The organism is Pararobbsia silviterrae (assembly GCF_003628125.1).
Lineage (GTDB): Bacteria > Pseudomonadota > Gammaproteobacteria > Burkholderiales > Burkholderiaceae > Pararobbsia > Pararobbsia silviterrae.
In genome coordinates this window covers 214,899-228,204 of record NZ_RBZU01000006.1, presented here as the reverse complement: position 1 = coordinate 228,204, position 13,306 = coordinate 214,899, and the positions used below count along the sequence as shown (strand labels likewise).

Here is a 13,306-nt window from a genome sequence, read left to right as displayed (position 1 = left end):
TTACCAATTACGAACGCACGCGCACGAACGGCAGTCCGGTCCCGCGACATCGCGCGCCTCAATGCGACGCGCGTCCCGTCCCCGCATAGGTATCGCCGACCATCAGATGAACGATCTCGTCGCCGTTCGTGTCGCCGACGCGCCGCTCCCCCGCCATCTCGCCGCGCCGCAGCACGGCGATACGATCGGCCACGGCGAAGATGTCGTGCAGATTGTGCGAGATCAGCAGCACCGACACGCCCTGCGCCTTGAGCGTCGTGATGAGCTCCATGACCTTGCGCTGTTCGGGCACGCCGAGCGCGGCCGTCGGTTCGTCCATGATCAGCAGGCGCGCATTCCAGTAGATCGCGCGACCGATCGCGATCGCCTGACGCTGTCCGCCCGACAGCATCTTCACGGGGCCGCGCAGCTTGTGTTCGGGAATCGTGATATCGAGCCGTTCGAGCACGTCGCGCGCGGCCGCCGCCATATGATCGCGATCGATGACGGGCAAGCCGAATTGCCGCCGCATCGGCTCGCGCCCGAGAAAGATATTGCTGCCGACGTCGAGATTGTCGGCGAGCGCGAGATCCTGGTAGATCGTCTCGATGCCCTCGGCCCGCGCGTCCTGCGGATCGCGCAACGTCAGCGGCTTGCCGTCGAACAGCAGCGCGCCCTCGCTCGGGTGGTAGACGCCCGAGATGATCTTGATCAGCGTCGACTTGCCCGCGCCGTTGTCGCCCGCGAGCGCGAGCACCTCGCCGGGCTCGACATGCAGCGACACGCGCTTGAGCGCCTCGACCCCGCCGAAACGAATCGAAACGCCGCGGACTTCAAGTATCGGCGTGCTCATGCGCCCCCTCCGAGTCGTTCCTTGTACTGGTCGATCAACACCGACACGATGATCACGATGCCGACCACGATGAATTGCCAGAACGCGTTGACGTCGATGAACACGAGCCCGAATTCGATGACCGCGATGATCAGCGAACCGATCAGCGTGCCGATCACATTGCCGGTCCCGCCGAACAGGCTCGCGCCGCCGATGACGACCGCCGCGATCGAGTCGAGTAGCATCGGCTCGCCGGCGTTCGCGACACCCGCCGCGAAACGCGCCGTATAGACGATGCCGCCGATCGCGGCGAACGCGGCCGAAATCACGTAGATCGCAATCAGATGCCGGCGCACGTTGATGCCCGCGCGCACGGCCGACTGCTCGTTGCCGCCGATCGCGTACGTGTATTGGCCGAAACGCGTTCTCGACAAGATGAAATGCATGATCGCGAGCAGCACGGCGGTCAGGATCACGGGCCGCCATCCGGCGCCGATCCACGCGAGCGCCGCGTTGTTGACCGAGACCGTCATGCCGCTGCCCGCCGCGAGAAAACCCGCGCCGCGCGCGACGCCGTACATGCCGAGCGTGCCGATAAAGGCCGGCACTCTCAGCCGCGCGATCAGCAGGCCGTTGACGAGACCCGGGATCAGACACACGACGATCGAAAGCGGGATCGACAGCAGCAGGATCGCGCCGGCGTCTTCGTCGAGCACCGTGAACTGCGCGACGCAGACGGCCGCCAGGCCCATGACGAAGCCGACCGACAAGTCGATGCCCGCGGTCACGATGACGAACGTCTGGCCGATCGCGAGCAACAGCGGCGCCGACGCGGCGAGACAGATCGATTGAAGGTTGTACGCGTTGAGGACAAACGATCGATGCACGGCCACCTGCGCATAGATCTCGAAGAAGACGAGCAAGGCCAGCAGAAACAGCCAAGGCCAGAACTTGCTGATCCAGGCAAGCCTCGCCATACGTGAGTCATCCATATCGGAACAGTCGCTCGGGAATACCGCTTGAATACACGCTGGGGAAATGTGCGCGAGAGGCGTACACACGCCGCGTGTCGCCGACACGCGAACAGGCATGCATGGCCGCGTGCCGCACATCGCGAGGCACGCGACGCCTCGTGCCTCGCGCGGACGCCGTCCTCGGCCTCCGCGCGCGCATCACGACACGCGATCAATTCGAATAGATATGCGCGTGGATATCGGGCTGATCGACGTTGTTCTTGTCGAGAATCACGAAGTCCGTGCCCTTGTACGTCGGGATCTTCTTGCCGCGAATCGCATCGGCCGCGAACTTGACGCCGTAGTAGCCGATATCGTCGGGCCGCTGCGCGATCGCGATATCGACGACGCCGGCCTTCAGATCGCGGTCGATCCCCGGCACCGCATCGAAGACGACGACCTTGACCGCGCCCGTCTTGCCCGCCGATTTGACGCCCTGCGCCACGCCGGTCCCCGAGAACGTATTGACGGCGAAGATGCCCGCCAGATCCGGATTGCGCGCGAGCACGGCGGCGACATGCGCGGCCGCCTTGTTCGCGTCGTCCTCGTTGTATTGCGTTTCGAGCACCTTGACGTTCGGATGCTTCTTCATCTCGTCGATAAAGCCGTCCGCGCGCGCATCGGTGCTCGAAATGCCGGGCTTCGTGTTCTCGACATAGACGGTGCCCTTGTCGCCGACCGCCTTCGCGAGCGCACGCGCCGCGACACGGCCGCCTTCGAGGTTGTCCGATGCGATATATGACAGCGGGAAATCCGCATCGCCCTTGCCCGTCTGATACTTGCCGTCGCCGATATACGTATCGACCGTGATGACCTTGATGCCCGCGTCATAGGCTTCCTTGAGCGGACCGATCAGTTGCTGCTTGTCGACGGGCGAGACGAGCAGCACGTCCGGATGCTTGGCGATGATCGCCTTGAGAATCGGCACTTGCTCGGTCGTGTTCCAGGCCTTCGGCACCTGGAACAGCAATTCGACGTTCTCTTCCTTCGCCGCTTTTTCCGCGCCGCGATGCATCGTGAAGTAGAACGGATCCGTGACACCCGGCAGCAGCGCGACCACGGGGTGCGCCGCGTCGGCGAGCGCCTGCTGCGCGAACGCGCAGGCCATCACCGCGGAAATGACCGCAAGACTACGTGCCACGCACTTCTTCATTGCGTCTTCCTCCAGTTTTCAAGTGTTATCGCGGCGACGCGCCATCGCGTGGAGCGACCATCCCAGATCGTGGGTCATGCCTCGATCGCATTCCGCCCATACGTCGCGCACGCATAACAGAACCACTGGATGCACGCGAACACAACCCGAGTTATCCCGACGGCGTATCCGCATGGCCGCGTCGTGACGGCGCGTGGTCGCCCGCCGCATCGCGCAGATCGCGGCACGATCCGCCGACATGCAGCGTCGGAGACAGGAACAGCGCGCGATGCTCGGCCGGCGCGTCCTTCGGCCGCATGACGTCGGCGAGCAGCGACGCGACCGCTTGCCGGCCGATATCCTCGATCGGTTGCGCGGCGACCGTGAGCTTGGGCCGGATGACGCTGTTCATCGGAAACGCGTCCATGCCCGCGAGCGAGACATCGAATGGGCATTGGAAACCGAGGTCCTCGATCGCCTGCAGCGCGCCGATCATCGCGACGTTGTTGACGCCGATGAACGCCGTCGGCCGCACGGGCTTGAGCATCCACTCGCGCACGATCGAATACGCGGTCTCCGCGCGAAAATCCGTATGCCAGACGAGTTCGTTCGGCACGTCGATCCCCGCGGCGTCGAACGCGTCGCGAAAGCCCGCGAGGCGCAACTCGGCCGACGAAATCCCTTCGGGGCCGCCGACGAACGCGATGCGGCGATGCCCGAGGCGCAACAGATACTCGGTGACCATGCGTCCCGCATGCCGGCTGTCGAGCCCGACAAAACCGCGATCGAGTCCCTCGACGTAGCGGTCGACCGTCAGCAGCGGCACGTCGACGATGCCCGCGAGCGCGTGACGATAAGTTTCGTCGCGACCGCACGGCGAGACGATGATGCCCGCGACACGCTGCGCGCGCAGGATATCGAGCAGTTCGAGCTCGCGCGCCGGATTCTCGTCGGAATTGCAGACGATGAGGTTGTAGCCGGCCTTGAGCGCTTCGCTCTGGATGACCTTCGCAAGCGCCGCAAAAAAAGGATTCGTGATCTCGGACACGATGAGCCCGATCAGATTCGTGCGTCCGAGTCGCAGGCTGCGCGCGATGCTGTTCGGCGCATAGCCGATGGCTTCGACGGCTTCCATCACGCGGCGATGGGTCTCGGCCGACACGCGCGATGCATCGTTGAGCGCGACGGAGACCGTCGAAATCGAAACGCCGGCCCGTTTGGCCACATCGCGAACTGAAGGCATGTCGGTATGCGTCGTCGTGCGTGCGAGGGAACGTCACCGGTATAGCCCATCGAAACGATTCGTACAAGTCGCATGCGCATGCCGCACTGCATCACGACAGACTTGCCGTATCTGCCGCACAAAGCGACCGTTTTGCGCATTTGATGCCTTTTTTAAGGGATTTCCCCGCCCTTGCGTCCCGCGATTTCTTGACTATAGTGATTCGAAACGTTTCGAGCGGCATCGACTCCGGCGCGATTTCGTCACCCTGACGCACGCATCGGACGATCCGCGATCGATTCCATCGGAGGCAAGCGCCGACTTCATAGGCCAACGTCTCCCGACATCAAGGAGCAGCCATGAGGAGACGGTTTCGTTCGCCGCTGTTGCTTTCGCTCGCGCTCGCCGCGGGGCTCGCTTTCTCGGGCGCGTCGTTCGCGCAATCTCAGGAAAGCGCGTCGCTCAGGCTCATGGCGTTCGGCAGCGATGCGCAATTGACCGCGATCAAGCACGCGATCGCGCGCTTCAACCAGAAGTACCCGAACGTCAAGGTCGAGGTCGCGATCGATCCAATCTCGAACGGCTGGGGCGACTACGTGACGAAGGTGCTGAGCCAGTTCAACGCGCACAACGCCTACGACGTCTATGGCACGGCGATCGAAACGTTCCGTACGTTCGAGACGCGCAAGCTGTTCGTGCCGCTCAACGACTACATCCAGAAGAATCCGGGCTTCTCCGATTTCGCGCCGAGCCTGTTCCAGCAGGCGTCGAACCAGGGACAGACGTATTTCATCCCGATCGGCTGGAACAACATCATGATCAATTACAACCGCGCGCTGTTCAAAGCCGCGGGTGTCGAGTATCCGAAGCAGGGCTGGACGTGGAACGACTTCCGCGAGACCGCGAAGAAGCTGACCGTGCGCGATCCGGCGGGCAACATCAAGCAGTACGGCTATGAAGTGCCGAATCAGTTCTTCTTCGTGCAGCCGTGGTTCTATTCGAACGGCACGTCGATCCTGAACGCCGACTGGACCGGATCGAACATGCTCGATCCGAAAGTCACCGAGTCGCTGCAGTTTCTGCATGACCTGATCCACGTCGACAAGGTGTCGCCGATTCCGGGCAAGGACATGCTCGACAATCAATACTTCGCGGGCCAGATCGCGATGATCTCGCGCGGTCACTGGATCATCGAGAACGCGATCAAGGCGAAGCTCGATATGGACGTCGCGATTCCACCCGCGAAAGTCGACGACACGACCGTCATCGGCTTCGGCGGCTACGGCGTCGCCGCGACGTCGCAGCACAAGGAACTCGCCGAGGCCCTGATCACGGATCTGACGAGCGCCGAAACGCAGAAGGAAGAAGGCGAACTCGGCGGCGGCGTGCCGGGCCGCAAATCGGCCGCCGATTCGCCGGCATTCCTCAAGTTTCCGCCGAGCGCCTTTCTCTACTATCAGACGCTGCCGCATACGAAGCCCGTGCCGGCGCCCGCGAATTTCCAGGAAGTCGAGAAGATCTTCATCCGCTATTACGACGCGATGATGGCCGACGAGATGCCGATCGCCGAAGGCGTCAAACGGTGTCATGAAGAACTCGAAGCCTCGTTCAAGCGCCTGGCGGCCAAAAAGGAATGAAGGCGTCGATGACTCGGCTATCCCGCGCGTCGTTCGCGCCGTCTCGTGATCGGTATTCGCGATGAGCACCTATGACCCCGGCCACCCGCCGCCGCTGTCGAGCGGCGGCGCGGCAAGCGCGAGCGAACGCGTGCGATCGGACCTGAGCCGCGCGCAAGCGCGCGTCGGCTATGCCTTCGTGTTCCCGTCGTTTGCGCTCTACGTCGCGTTCGTGCTCGCGCCCGTGCTCGTGACGGTCTATCTGAGCTTCACGCAATACGATCCGCTCGCGGGTGCGACATGGATCGGGCTCGACAACTATCACCGTTTCCTGACCGACGACCGCACGCTGCAGATCTTCTGGAACACGCTGCGCTTCACGATCTTCGCGGTCTGCGGCAATGTCGGCATCGGCCTGTTGCTTGCGCTGGCGCTCCATCGCGCGATGCCCGCGTTTCTGCTCTATCTGTTCCGCCTGGCGTTCTTCCTGCCCGTGATCATCGCGGCGGCGTTCGTCTCGATCGTCTGGGGCTATTTCTACGGCGACGATCTCGGCATCATCAACTACTACCTGATCCGGCTCGGCTTCGCGCCCGTGCACTGGCTCACGTCGAGCCGCACGGCCATGATGTCCATCATCATCATGGACGTCTGGAAGAACACAGGCTTCTTCATGATCATTTTCATCGCCGCACTCCAGGGCGTGCCGCGCACGATCATGGACGCGGCGATCATGGACGGCGCGCGCTACTGGCGGCGCTTCTTCCGGATCGTGCTGCCCTATATCTCGCCGGTCGTTTTCTTCAACGTCGTCTATGCATCGATCGGCGCCTTGCAAGTCTACGAGTCGATCATGATCCTCACGCAAGGCGGCCCCGGCGATGCGACGCGTTCGATGTCGATCCTCATCGTCGAAGAAGCGTTCGGCAGCTTCGAGATCGGCTATGCGGCGTCGATCGCGGTCGTCATGACGCTCGTGATCCTCGTCATCACGGCCATCCAGCTCGCGGCGTCGCGACGCTTCGTGCATCACTGATTCGATGCCGTCTATGTCGACCCCTATGCCGACCCGTATGCAGACCCGTATGCAGACCCGCGCCAGCGTCAAATGGATCGACCGGATCATCATCGCGGTCATGCTCGTCCTCGGCGTCGCGATGCTGCTGCCGTTCGCCTGGCTCTTCAGCATGTCGTTCCGCCCCGTCGCCGAAGCGTACCGGATGCCGCCGAGCTTCCTGCCGCCGAATCTGCATCTGACGAACTATCGCGCCGTACTCGATTCGTCCGTGCCGTTTCTCAAGATCTACTGGAATTCGCTATACGTCGCCGTCATCGTGACGTGCGGGCAATTGATCACATGCTCGCTCGCGGCATTCGCATTCGCGCGGCTCGAATTCAAGGGCCGCGACAGCCTGTTCTTCGTCATGCTCGTCGGCATCATGTTTCCCGCGCAGGTCACGATCATTCCGATCTATCTCGGCTTTGCGCAGACAGGCCTGCTCAATCATCCGATCGGGCTTGCGCTCATGTATCTGACGTCGAGCTTCGGCGTGTTCCTCGTGCGGCAATTCATGCTCTCGCAGCCGAAGGCGCTCGAAGAAGCCGCACTCATGGACGGCGCGGGGCATCTGAAGATCTTTCTGCGCATTTCCCTGCCTCAACTGCGGCCCGCGCTGTCCGCGCTCGGCATCATTACGTTCACGCAGACCTGGAATTACTACTTCCAGGCGCGCGTTCTGCTCGAACCTCAGGACGCAATGACGCTGCCCGTCGCAATGGACCTGCTGCGCGGCTATATGAGCGAAGGCAATCTGTCGCTCGTGATGGCCGCGATGAGCATGGCCATCCTGCCCGCCGTGCTGATCTTCCTGCTTGCGCAGCGGCTCGTCATCGAAGGCATGGCGATGAGCGGCATCAAGAACTGAGCGCACGACGCGCACATATGTTGACGTCCCCGAACGAGGATGCATGGCCATGGCAACCGACTCTGAAACGAATCGACTCTCGAAGCGCACCGCGGATCGCATCGCGCGCGTCGACGACCGTTTCGTCTATCGCGGCGCGCGCCGCACGTATGCCGCCTTTCCGCTCGGCGGGATCGGCACCGGCAGCGTCTCGCTGACAGGCAGCGGCCGGCTGATCGACTGGAGCATCCGGAACAAGCCCGACATCCATCAGTTCAACGGGTACAGCCACTTCGCGATCAAGGCCGAACGCGACGGCGCGCTGCTCGACGCGCGCGTGCTCCACGGTCCATACGAAGGCAATCCGACCGGCTCGCCCGCCACGCGCAAATTCGACGGCTTCGGCTTCGGCGCGAATCGCGACACGCTCGCGGGCGTCCCGCATTTCGACGATGCGACGATGATCGGCCGCTTTCCGGTCGCCGAGATCGCGTTCGATGATGCGCGTTTTCCGGGGCATGTGACGCTGACCGCGCTGAGTCCGTTCATCCCGCATGACGCGCGCAACACGTCGATGCCCGTCGCGATGTTTGCGATCGAAGTCGAAAACACGACGCACGCGCCGATCGACTACACGATCGGCGGCACGCTCGGCAATCTCGGCTGCGACAGCGGCGTGCACCGCTTCGTCGACGCCGAGGGGCTGCGTGCGCTGCATTTCGAATCGGCTGACACGGACCGCCCCGCCGAGCAACGCGGCGATCTCGCGATCGTGACCGACGCCGAACAGGTCGAGCACGTCGACTATCACTTTCGCGGCCAATGGTTCGACAGCCTGAGTCTCTATTGGCGCGAGTTCGCGAGCGCCGGCCCGTTGCGCGAGCGTCATTACGACGCGCCGCGCGCGAGCCGCAATATGTTCAACCAGCCCGAGCACGGCACGCTCGCCGCGCGGATTCGCGTCGCGCCCGGCGAGCGTCGCACGGTGCGTTTCGCGATCGCGTGGAATTATCCGGTCGGCAGCATCTACTGGTTCAATCGACACGGCCCGGGCAGTCCGTTCTACGAGGGCGTGCCGCCGACCTGGACGAACTACTACGCGACGCAATGGGCGAATGCGCTCGCGACGGGGTTCGATGCGCTGCGTCGCTGGGATGCGCTCGCTTCGCCCACGATCGCGTTTCGCGATGCGCTCTTCGCCTCGTCGCTGCCCGGCGAGATCATCGACGCCGTGTCATCGACGCTCGGCGTGCTGCGCTCGGCCACCGTGATCCGGCTCGAAGACGGTGCCCTCTGGGGCTGGGAAGGCCAGCACGAACACGAAGGGTCGTGCGAAGGCAGTTGCACGCATGTCTGGAATTATCAGCAGGCGCTGCCCTGGCTCTTTCCCGCGCTCGAACGGTCGCTGCGCGAAACCGAGTTTCGCTATAACCAGCAAGCGAACGGCGGTCTCACGTTTCGCCAGCGCTTGCCGCTCGGCTCGGGATTCGACGTGATCGGTCCGTGCGCGGACGGTCATTTCGGCGCGATCATCAAGACCTATCGCGAATGGAAAAACACGGGCGACGACGCATGGCTGCGCGCGCAATGGCCCGCGATCCGCCGCGCGCTCGACTACGCTTGGTCGCCCGACAATCCGGACCAGTGGGATCCGCGCCGTACGGGCGTGCTATGGGGCCGCCAGCACCATACGCTCGACATGGAGCTGTTCGGACCGAATTCCTGGCTCACGAGCCTCTACCTCGCCGCGTTGAAGGCCGCCGCGCAGATGGCCGCGGCGATGCACGAACACGCATTCGCCGACACGCTCGCGCAGATGGCGCACAACGGACGCGAGTTCGTCGATTGCGAGCTGTTCAACGGGCGATGGTTCCAGCAGAAGATCGATCTGCATGCCCGCGCGCTGATCGAGCCGTTCGGCGGCGATCGCGCGGCGGGCGTGCTCGCCGAGGACTTCATGCATGCGTACTGGTCCGACGAATACGGCGAGATCAAATATCAGATCGGCGACGGCTGCCTGACGGACCAGTTGCTCGGACAATGGCATGCGGATCTCGCGGGTCTCGGCGATCTGTTCGACCCCGATCACATTCGCACGGCGCTCGAATCCGTCTATCGCGAGAATTTCCGCCCGACATTGCGCGATCACTTCAACCCGTGCCGCGTCTATGCCTATGAAAACGAGGCGGGGCTGCTGCTTGCGACATGGCCCGCCGGCTCGCACAAACCCGCGGTACCCGTGCCGTATGCCGAGGAAGTCTGGACGGGCCTCGAATACATGATGGCGTCGCATCTGATCCAGCGCGGCCTCGTGGACGAAGGCCTGACGATCGTGCGTGCCGCGCGCGCCCGGCATGACGGTTCGAATCGCAATCCTTGGAACGATATCGAATGCGGCAGCTATTACGCGCGCTCGCTGTCGAGTTATGCGCTGCTGAATGCGTATACGGGCTTGTCGTTCGATGCGCGCACGCATGAGATCGGTTTCGCGCCCGCGCGCGATGCGCGCGGCGTCTTTCCTTGGTCGGCGGGCGTCGGATGGGGCACGGTCTCGATCGGCGACGATCGCGTCGAGATTCGCGTGCTCGGCGGTGAACTCCATGTCGCGCGCATCGGGGATGCCGATCTTGGGGGCCTGCGCACGCTGCGTGCCGGCGACACGCTCGACATCGCACGCGACGAAGCATGGGCCGCGCGTCGTGTCACGACAGTCTCGGAGATCGACGATGGCAAGGCTTGAACTCAAGGGCGTACGCAAAAGCTTCGGCGGCACGCCCGTCATTCACGACATCGACCTCGCGATCGACGAAGGGTCGTTCACGGTATTCGTCGGCCCGTCGGGATGCGGAAAATCGACGCTGCTGCGCATGATTGCGGGTCTCGAGGAGGTCAGCGCGGGCGAGATTCATATCGACGGCGCGCGCTGCGACCATCTGCTGCCGTCGGCGCGCGGCATGGCGATGGTGTTTCAGTCGTATGCGCTATACCCGCATATGAGCATTTACGAGAACCTGCGTTTCGGTCTCGTCTGCCAGAAGACGCCGAAGGCCGAGATCAAGCCGCGCATCGAGCGCGCCGCCGATATTCTGCAGATCGCGCATCTGCTCGATCGCAAGCCCGCGCAGTTGTCGGGCGGACAAAGCCAGCGCGTCGCGATCGGCCGCGCGATCGTCAAGGAGCCGAAAGCCTTTTTGTTCGACGAACCGCTGTCGAATCTCGATGCCGAGTTGCGCGTGAAGATGCGCGGCGAAATCGTCGCGCTCCATCGGCGGCTCGGGTCGACGATGATCTATGTCACGCATGATCAGGTCGAAGCGATGACGATGGCCGATACGATCGTCGTGCTTCGCAACGGCCGCATCGAGCAATCGGGGACGCCGGCCGAGCTCTATGCGAGGCCGAAGAATCAATTCGTCGCGGGTTTTTTGGGCTCGCCGCAGATGAATATGCTGTCCGCGCTCGGGCTTCAGTCGGGAGAGAACCGCTTTTCCGTGTCGGCCGACGGCGGGCGGTTGCGGCTTCAGCTGCCGCGGCTCGCCGATGCGACGACGGGCGACTTGCGCTGCACGCTCGGCATCCGACCCGAACATCTCGAACTCGCGGAAGGCGGCGCGCTGCGCATCACGGTCACGGCGCGCGAGTTTCTCGGCTCTGAAACGATCGTCGCGGGTACGCTCGAATCGGGCGAAGCGCTGCGTGCGTCGTTACGCGGCGCGATCGATGTTCGCGTCGGACAATCGATCGCGTTCGACGCGGACCCCACGCATATGCATGTCTTCGATCAGGACGGCGTCGCGCTTGAAATCGCCGAGCAGCCGGTCATTCATGCGGGGATGCGACGCGTCTGAGACGGGGCGAAGCCGTCTTAGCGCGCAGCGATCTGCAACGGTGCCGAACCTGGCGCCATCAGCGCGTGCAGTTCCTCGGCGAGATGCATGGCGCCGCGCGCCTCGAATTGTTCGATCAGTTGCAGCACGAACGAGACCTTGGCGGCCGGACCGTAACTGTCTTCGATCGCATCGATGGCGGACGTCATTTCAGCCACGGCCAGCGCGTTATCGCGGATGCTGCTGACATGCGCGCCCGCTCGCGCGACCCGCATATTGAAGTCGCTACCCCATGAAAACCGTGCAACCGTAGGCACGGTCGATTTCCTCTTCGCCATAGTTCCCAGTTTTTATTGGTTTACCGAACGCAGCGGTCTTGCACGATGCTTTTGTGGGCGTACGACGGGCCCGTTTTCGCAGGCACATCGCGCATCGCAACCCTGCTCGGTGACGCGGACGCGATTGTCTCGCGTCTGCTCAAGCAGGGGGTAACGTCCCCCTTTCCGTGCATTACATCGATCCGGAAGGTGCGTGGACCTCGAGCAAGAGGCCTCGCCATGCGCGGATCGAACACGCGCGCGGGGACGTCGGCCCCGCGCGTAACGATAGTCTGTCCGAGGGGCGGATGAAAATACCGAAAATGCGGTATATGTATGCGGATTAGAACCTAAGCGCGCGCGAAATGCCGTAGCGAGCGAAAGCGTCGTTTGAGGGTCGGTTGGATCGCGCGGCCGCCCGCATTATCGAGCAAGGCCTCGGCGTCAATCAGCCGCTCTCTGTTTCGATTGGGCGTGCATGAAAAACCGACGCGACGCATGAGCTTCAACATCGCGAGATTGTCCTGCATCACGTCGCCATGCAGCCAGCGCACGCCGGCACCGCGCGCGGCGTCCATGAGCAAAGTCATCGTTCGCGTGCCGAGGCCGCGTTGCTGCCAGTCGTCGACGATCGATAGCGCGAACGTGGCGCAATGCCGATCCGGCGTGTCGTCGACGACATAGCGTCCCTCGCCGATAATCCGATTGCCTTCCGACGTGGCGACCGTCAATACCAGCGCAAGATGCGTTTGATAGTCGACTTCGGTCATGTCGCGCTGGCGCGCGAGCGTCAGCCCGTTGATCGGTGAATGAAATCGATGGATGCGGGATGCCTGCGACGCGCGCTCGATCATGTCGCTCAGCATCGGGCCGTCTTGCGGCAGAACCGGACGCGCAATAATCTTTGTCCCGTTACGCATCGACCAGACATCGATCAAATGCGTCGGGTAGTGCCGAATCGTATAGGTGGAGAGATTCACGACGCCCTCGTTGATCAACAGTCGTCGAAGCGCGGCCGATATCCGTGTGATGCGATGTGGCGCGCGCATACCGTTAGTGCAATCGTCAAGCGTCGTTTTTAATAACGACTCGATCTCCCTAAATCGGCTTACGAATGAGAAAACTGTACGCTGCGGCGTGTCGGAGGGTCTATCCGAATTTAGTAGGTTGACTGTACGCAGCGTCGACGGCGTTGCGAATTCCCGACTGTTTTTCGAATGAGGCAGAGCGCACAGTCAGCAAATAGTACTGATGTTGTGCAAGCTGCGTTAAAGAAAAGTCGTCGGCACGACTCGTTAGCGCATGAGCACCTTGCCGGCGCATGTGCGGCATCGCGACTTCCAATCGGCTTACGTCTGCTCGGGCAAGGCCTGGTATGACAACAACTGCGTGATGCCCACGTCATCTCCGTTCACAGTCCGAAAAAGCACTTTTTCGGTCTTTGATACCTATCGATTTCCACAC

At 62.8% G+C, this 13,306-nt stretch carries 11 protein-coding genes; 5 read left to right on the top strand and 6 right to left on the bottom strand.

The genetic code is table 11. The annotated features are described in order from the left end of the window. Positions 1-58: 58 nt before the first annotated feature. From D7S86_RS15535 to D7S86_RS15520, 4 genes are all read right to left on the bottom strand, one after another. On the bottom strand, positions 59-832 hold the full coding sequence (locus tag D7S86_RS15535) for an ATP-binding cassette domain-containing protein (protein ID WP_121087756.1): 774 nt from the start codon (positions 830-832) through the stop codon (positions 59-61). Then, the gene (locus D7S86_RS15530; RefSeq protein ID WP_240648194.1) at positions 829-1,788 is read right to left on the bottom strand and encodes an ABC transporter permease subunit; all 960 of its coding nucleotides are present in this window, start codon (positions 1,786-1,788) and stop codon (positions 829-831) included. The genes D7S86_RS15535 and D7S86_RS15530 overlap by 4 nt, the downstream gene beginning before the upstream one ends. Before the next feature lie 208 nt (positions 1,789-1,996). After that, a complete protein-coding gene (locus D7S86_RS15525) occupies positions 1,997-2,965 on the bottom strand; it encodes an ABC transporter substrate-binding protein (RefSeq protein ID WP_205962823.1) in 969 nt (322 codons plus the stop codon). A gap of 163 nt (positions 2,966-3,128) precedes the next feature. Then, positions 3,129-4,199, bottom strand: a complete 1,071-nt coding sequence (locus D7S86_RS15520; RefSeq protein ID WP_121087753.1) for a LacI family DNA-binding transcriptional regulator — start codon at positions 4,197-4,199, stop codon at positions 3,129-3,131. Between the two features lie 338 nt (positions 4,200-4,537). Between D7S86_RS15520 and D7S86_RS15515 the strand changes: the two genes are divergently transcribed. The 5 genes from D7S86_RS15515 to D7S86_RS15495 all read left to right on the top strand — a co-directional run bounded on the left by D7S86_RS15515 (position 4,538) and on the right by D7S86_RS15495 (position 11,546). Beyond that, the gene (locus D7S86_RS15515; RefSeq protein ID WP_121087752.1) at positions 4,538-5,815 is read left to right on the top strand and encodes an ABC transporter substrate-binding protein; all 1,278 of its coding nucleotides are present in this window, start codon (positions 4,538-4,540) and stop codon (positions 5,813-5,815) included. A 61-nt stretch (positions 5,816-5,876) separates the two neighbouring features. Then, entirely contained in the window at positions 5,877-6,830 is a 954-nt protein-coding gene (locus tag D7S86_RS15510) for a carbohydrate ABC transporter permease (protein ID WP_121087751.1), read from the top strand. 49 nt (positions 6,831-6,879) lie between these two features. Then, positions 6,880-7,719, top strand: coding sequence for a carbohydrate ABC transporter permease (locus D7S86_RS15505; protein ID WP_205962822.1), 840 nt, complete (start codon positions 6,880-6,882; stop codon positions 7,717-7,719). Positions 7,720-7,768: 49 nt separating this feature from the next. Further along, positions 7,769-10,438 carry a GH116 family glycosyl-hydrolase gene (locus tag D7S86_RS15500; RefSeq protein ID WP_121087749.1) on the top strand — a complete coding sequence of 890 codons (2,670 nt, stop codon included), beginning with the start codon at positions 7,769-7,771 and terminating at the stop codon, positions 10,436-10,438. Further along, positions 10,425-11,546 (top strand): ABC transporter ATP-binding protein, encoded by a 1,122-nt coding sequence (locus D7S86_RS15495; protein WP_121087748.1) that lies wholly within the window; start codon positions 10,425-10,427, stop codon positions 11,544-11,546. Before D7S86_RS15500 ends, D7S86_RS15495 begins: the two co-directional genes overlap by 14 nt. A 17-nt stretch (positions 11,547-11,563) precedes the next feature. Here the strand turns inward: D7S86_RS15495 and D7S86_RS15490 are convergent, their stop codons facing one another. Both D7S86_RS15490 and D7S86_RS15485 read right to left on the bottom strand, forming a co-directional pair. Beyond that, complete coding sequence (locus D7S86_RS15490; RefSeq protein ID WP_147432348.1) at positions 11,564-11,842, bottom strand: hypothetical protein; 279 nt, start codon at positions 11,840-11,842, stop codon at positions 11,564-11,566. 350 nt (positions 11,843-12,192) lie between these two features. Beyond that, on the bottom strand, positions 12,193-12,822 hold the full coding sequence (locus D7S86_RS15485; RefSeq protein WP_158601974.1) for a GNAT family N-acetyltransferase: 630 nt from the start codon (positions 12,820-12,822) through the stop codon (positions 12,193-12,195). Positions 12,823-13,306: the final 484 nt, after the last annotated feature.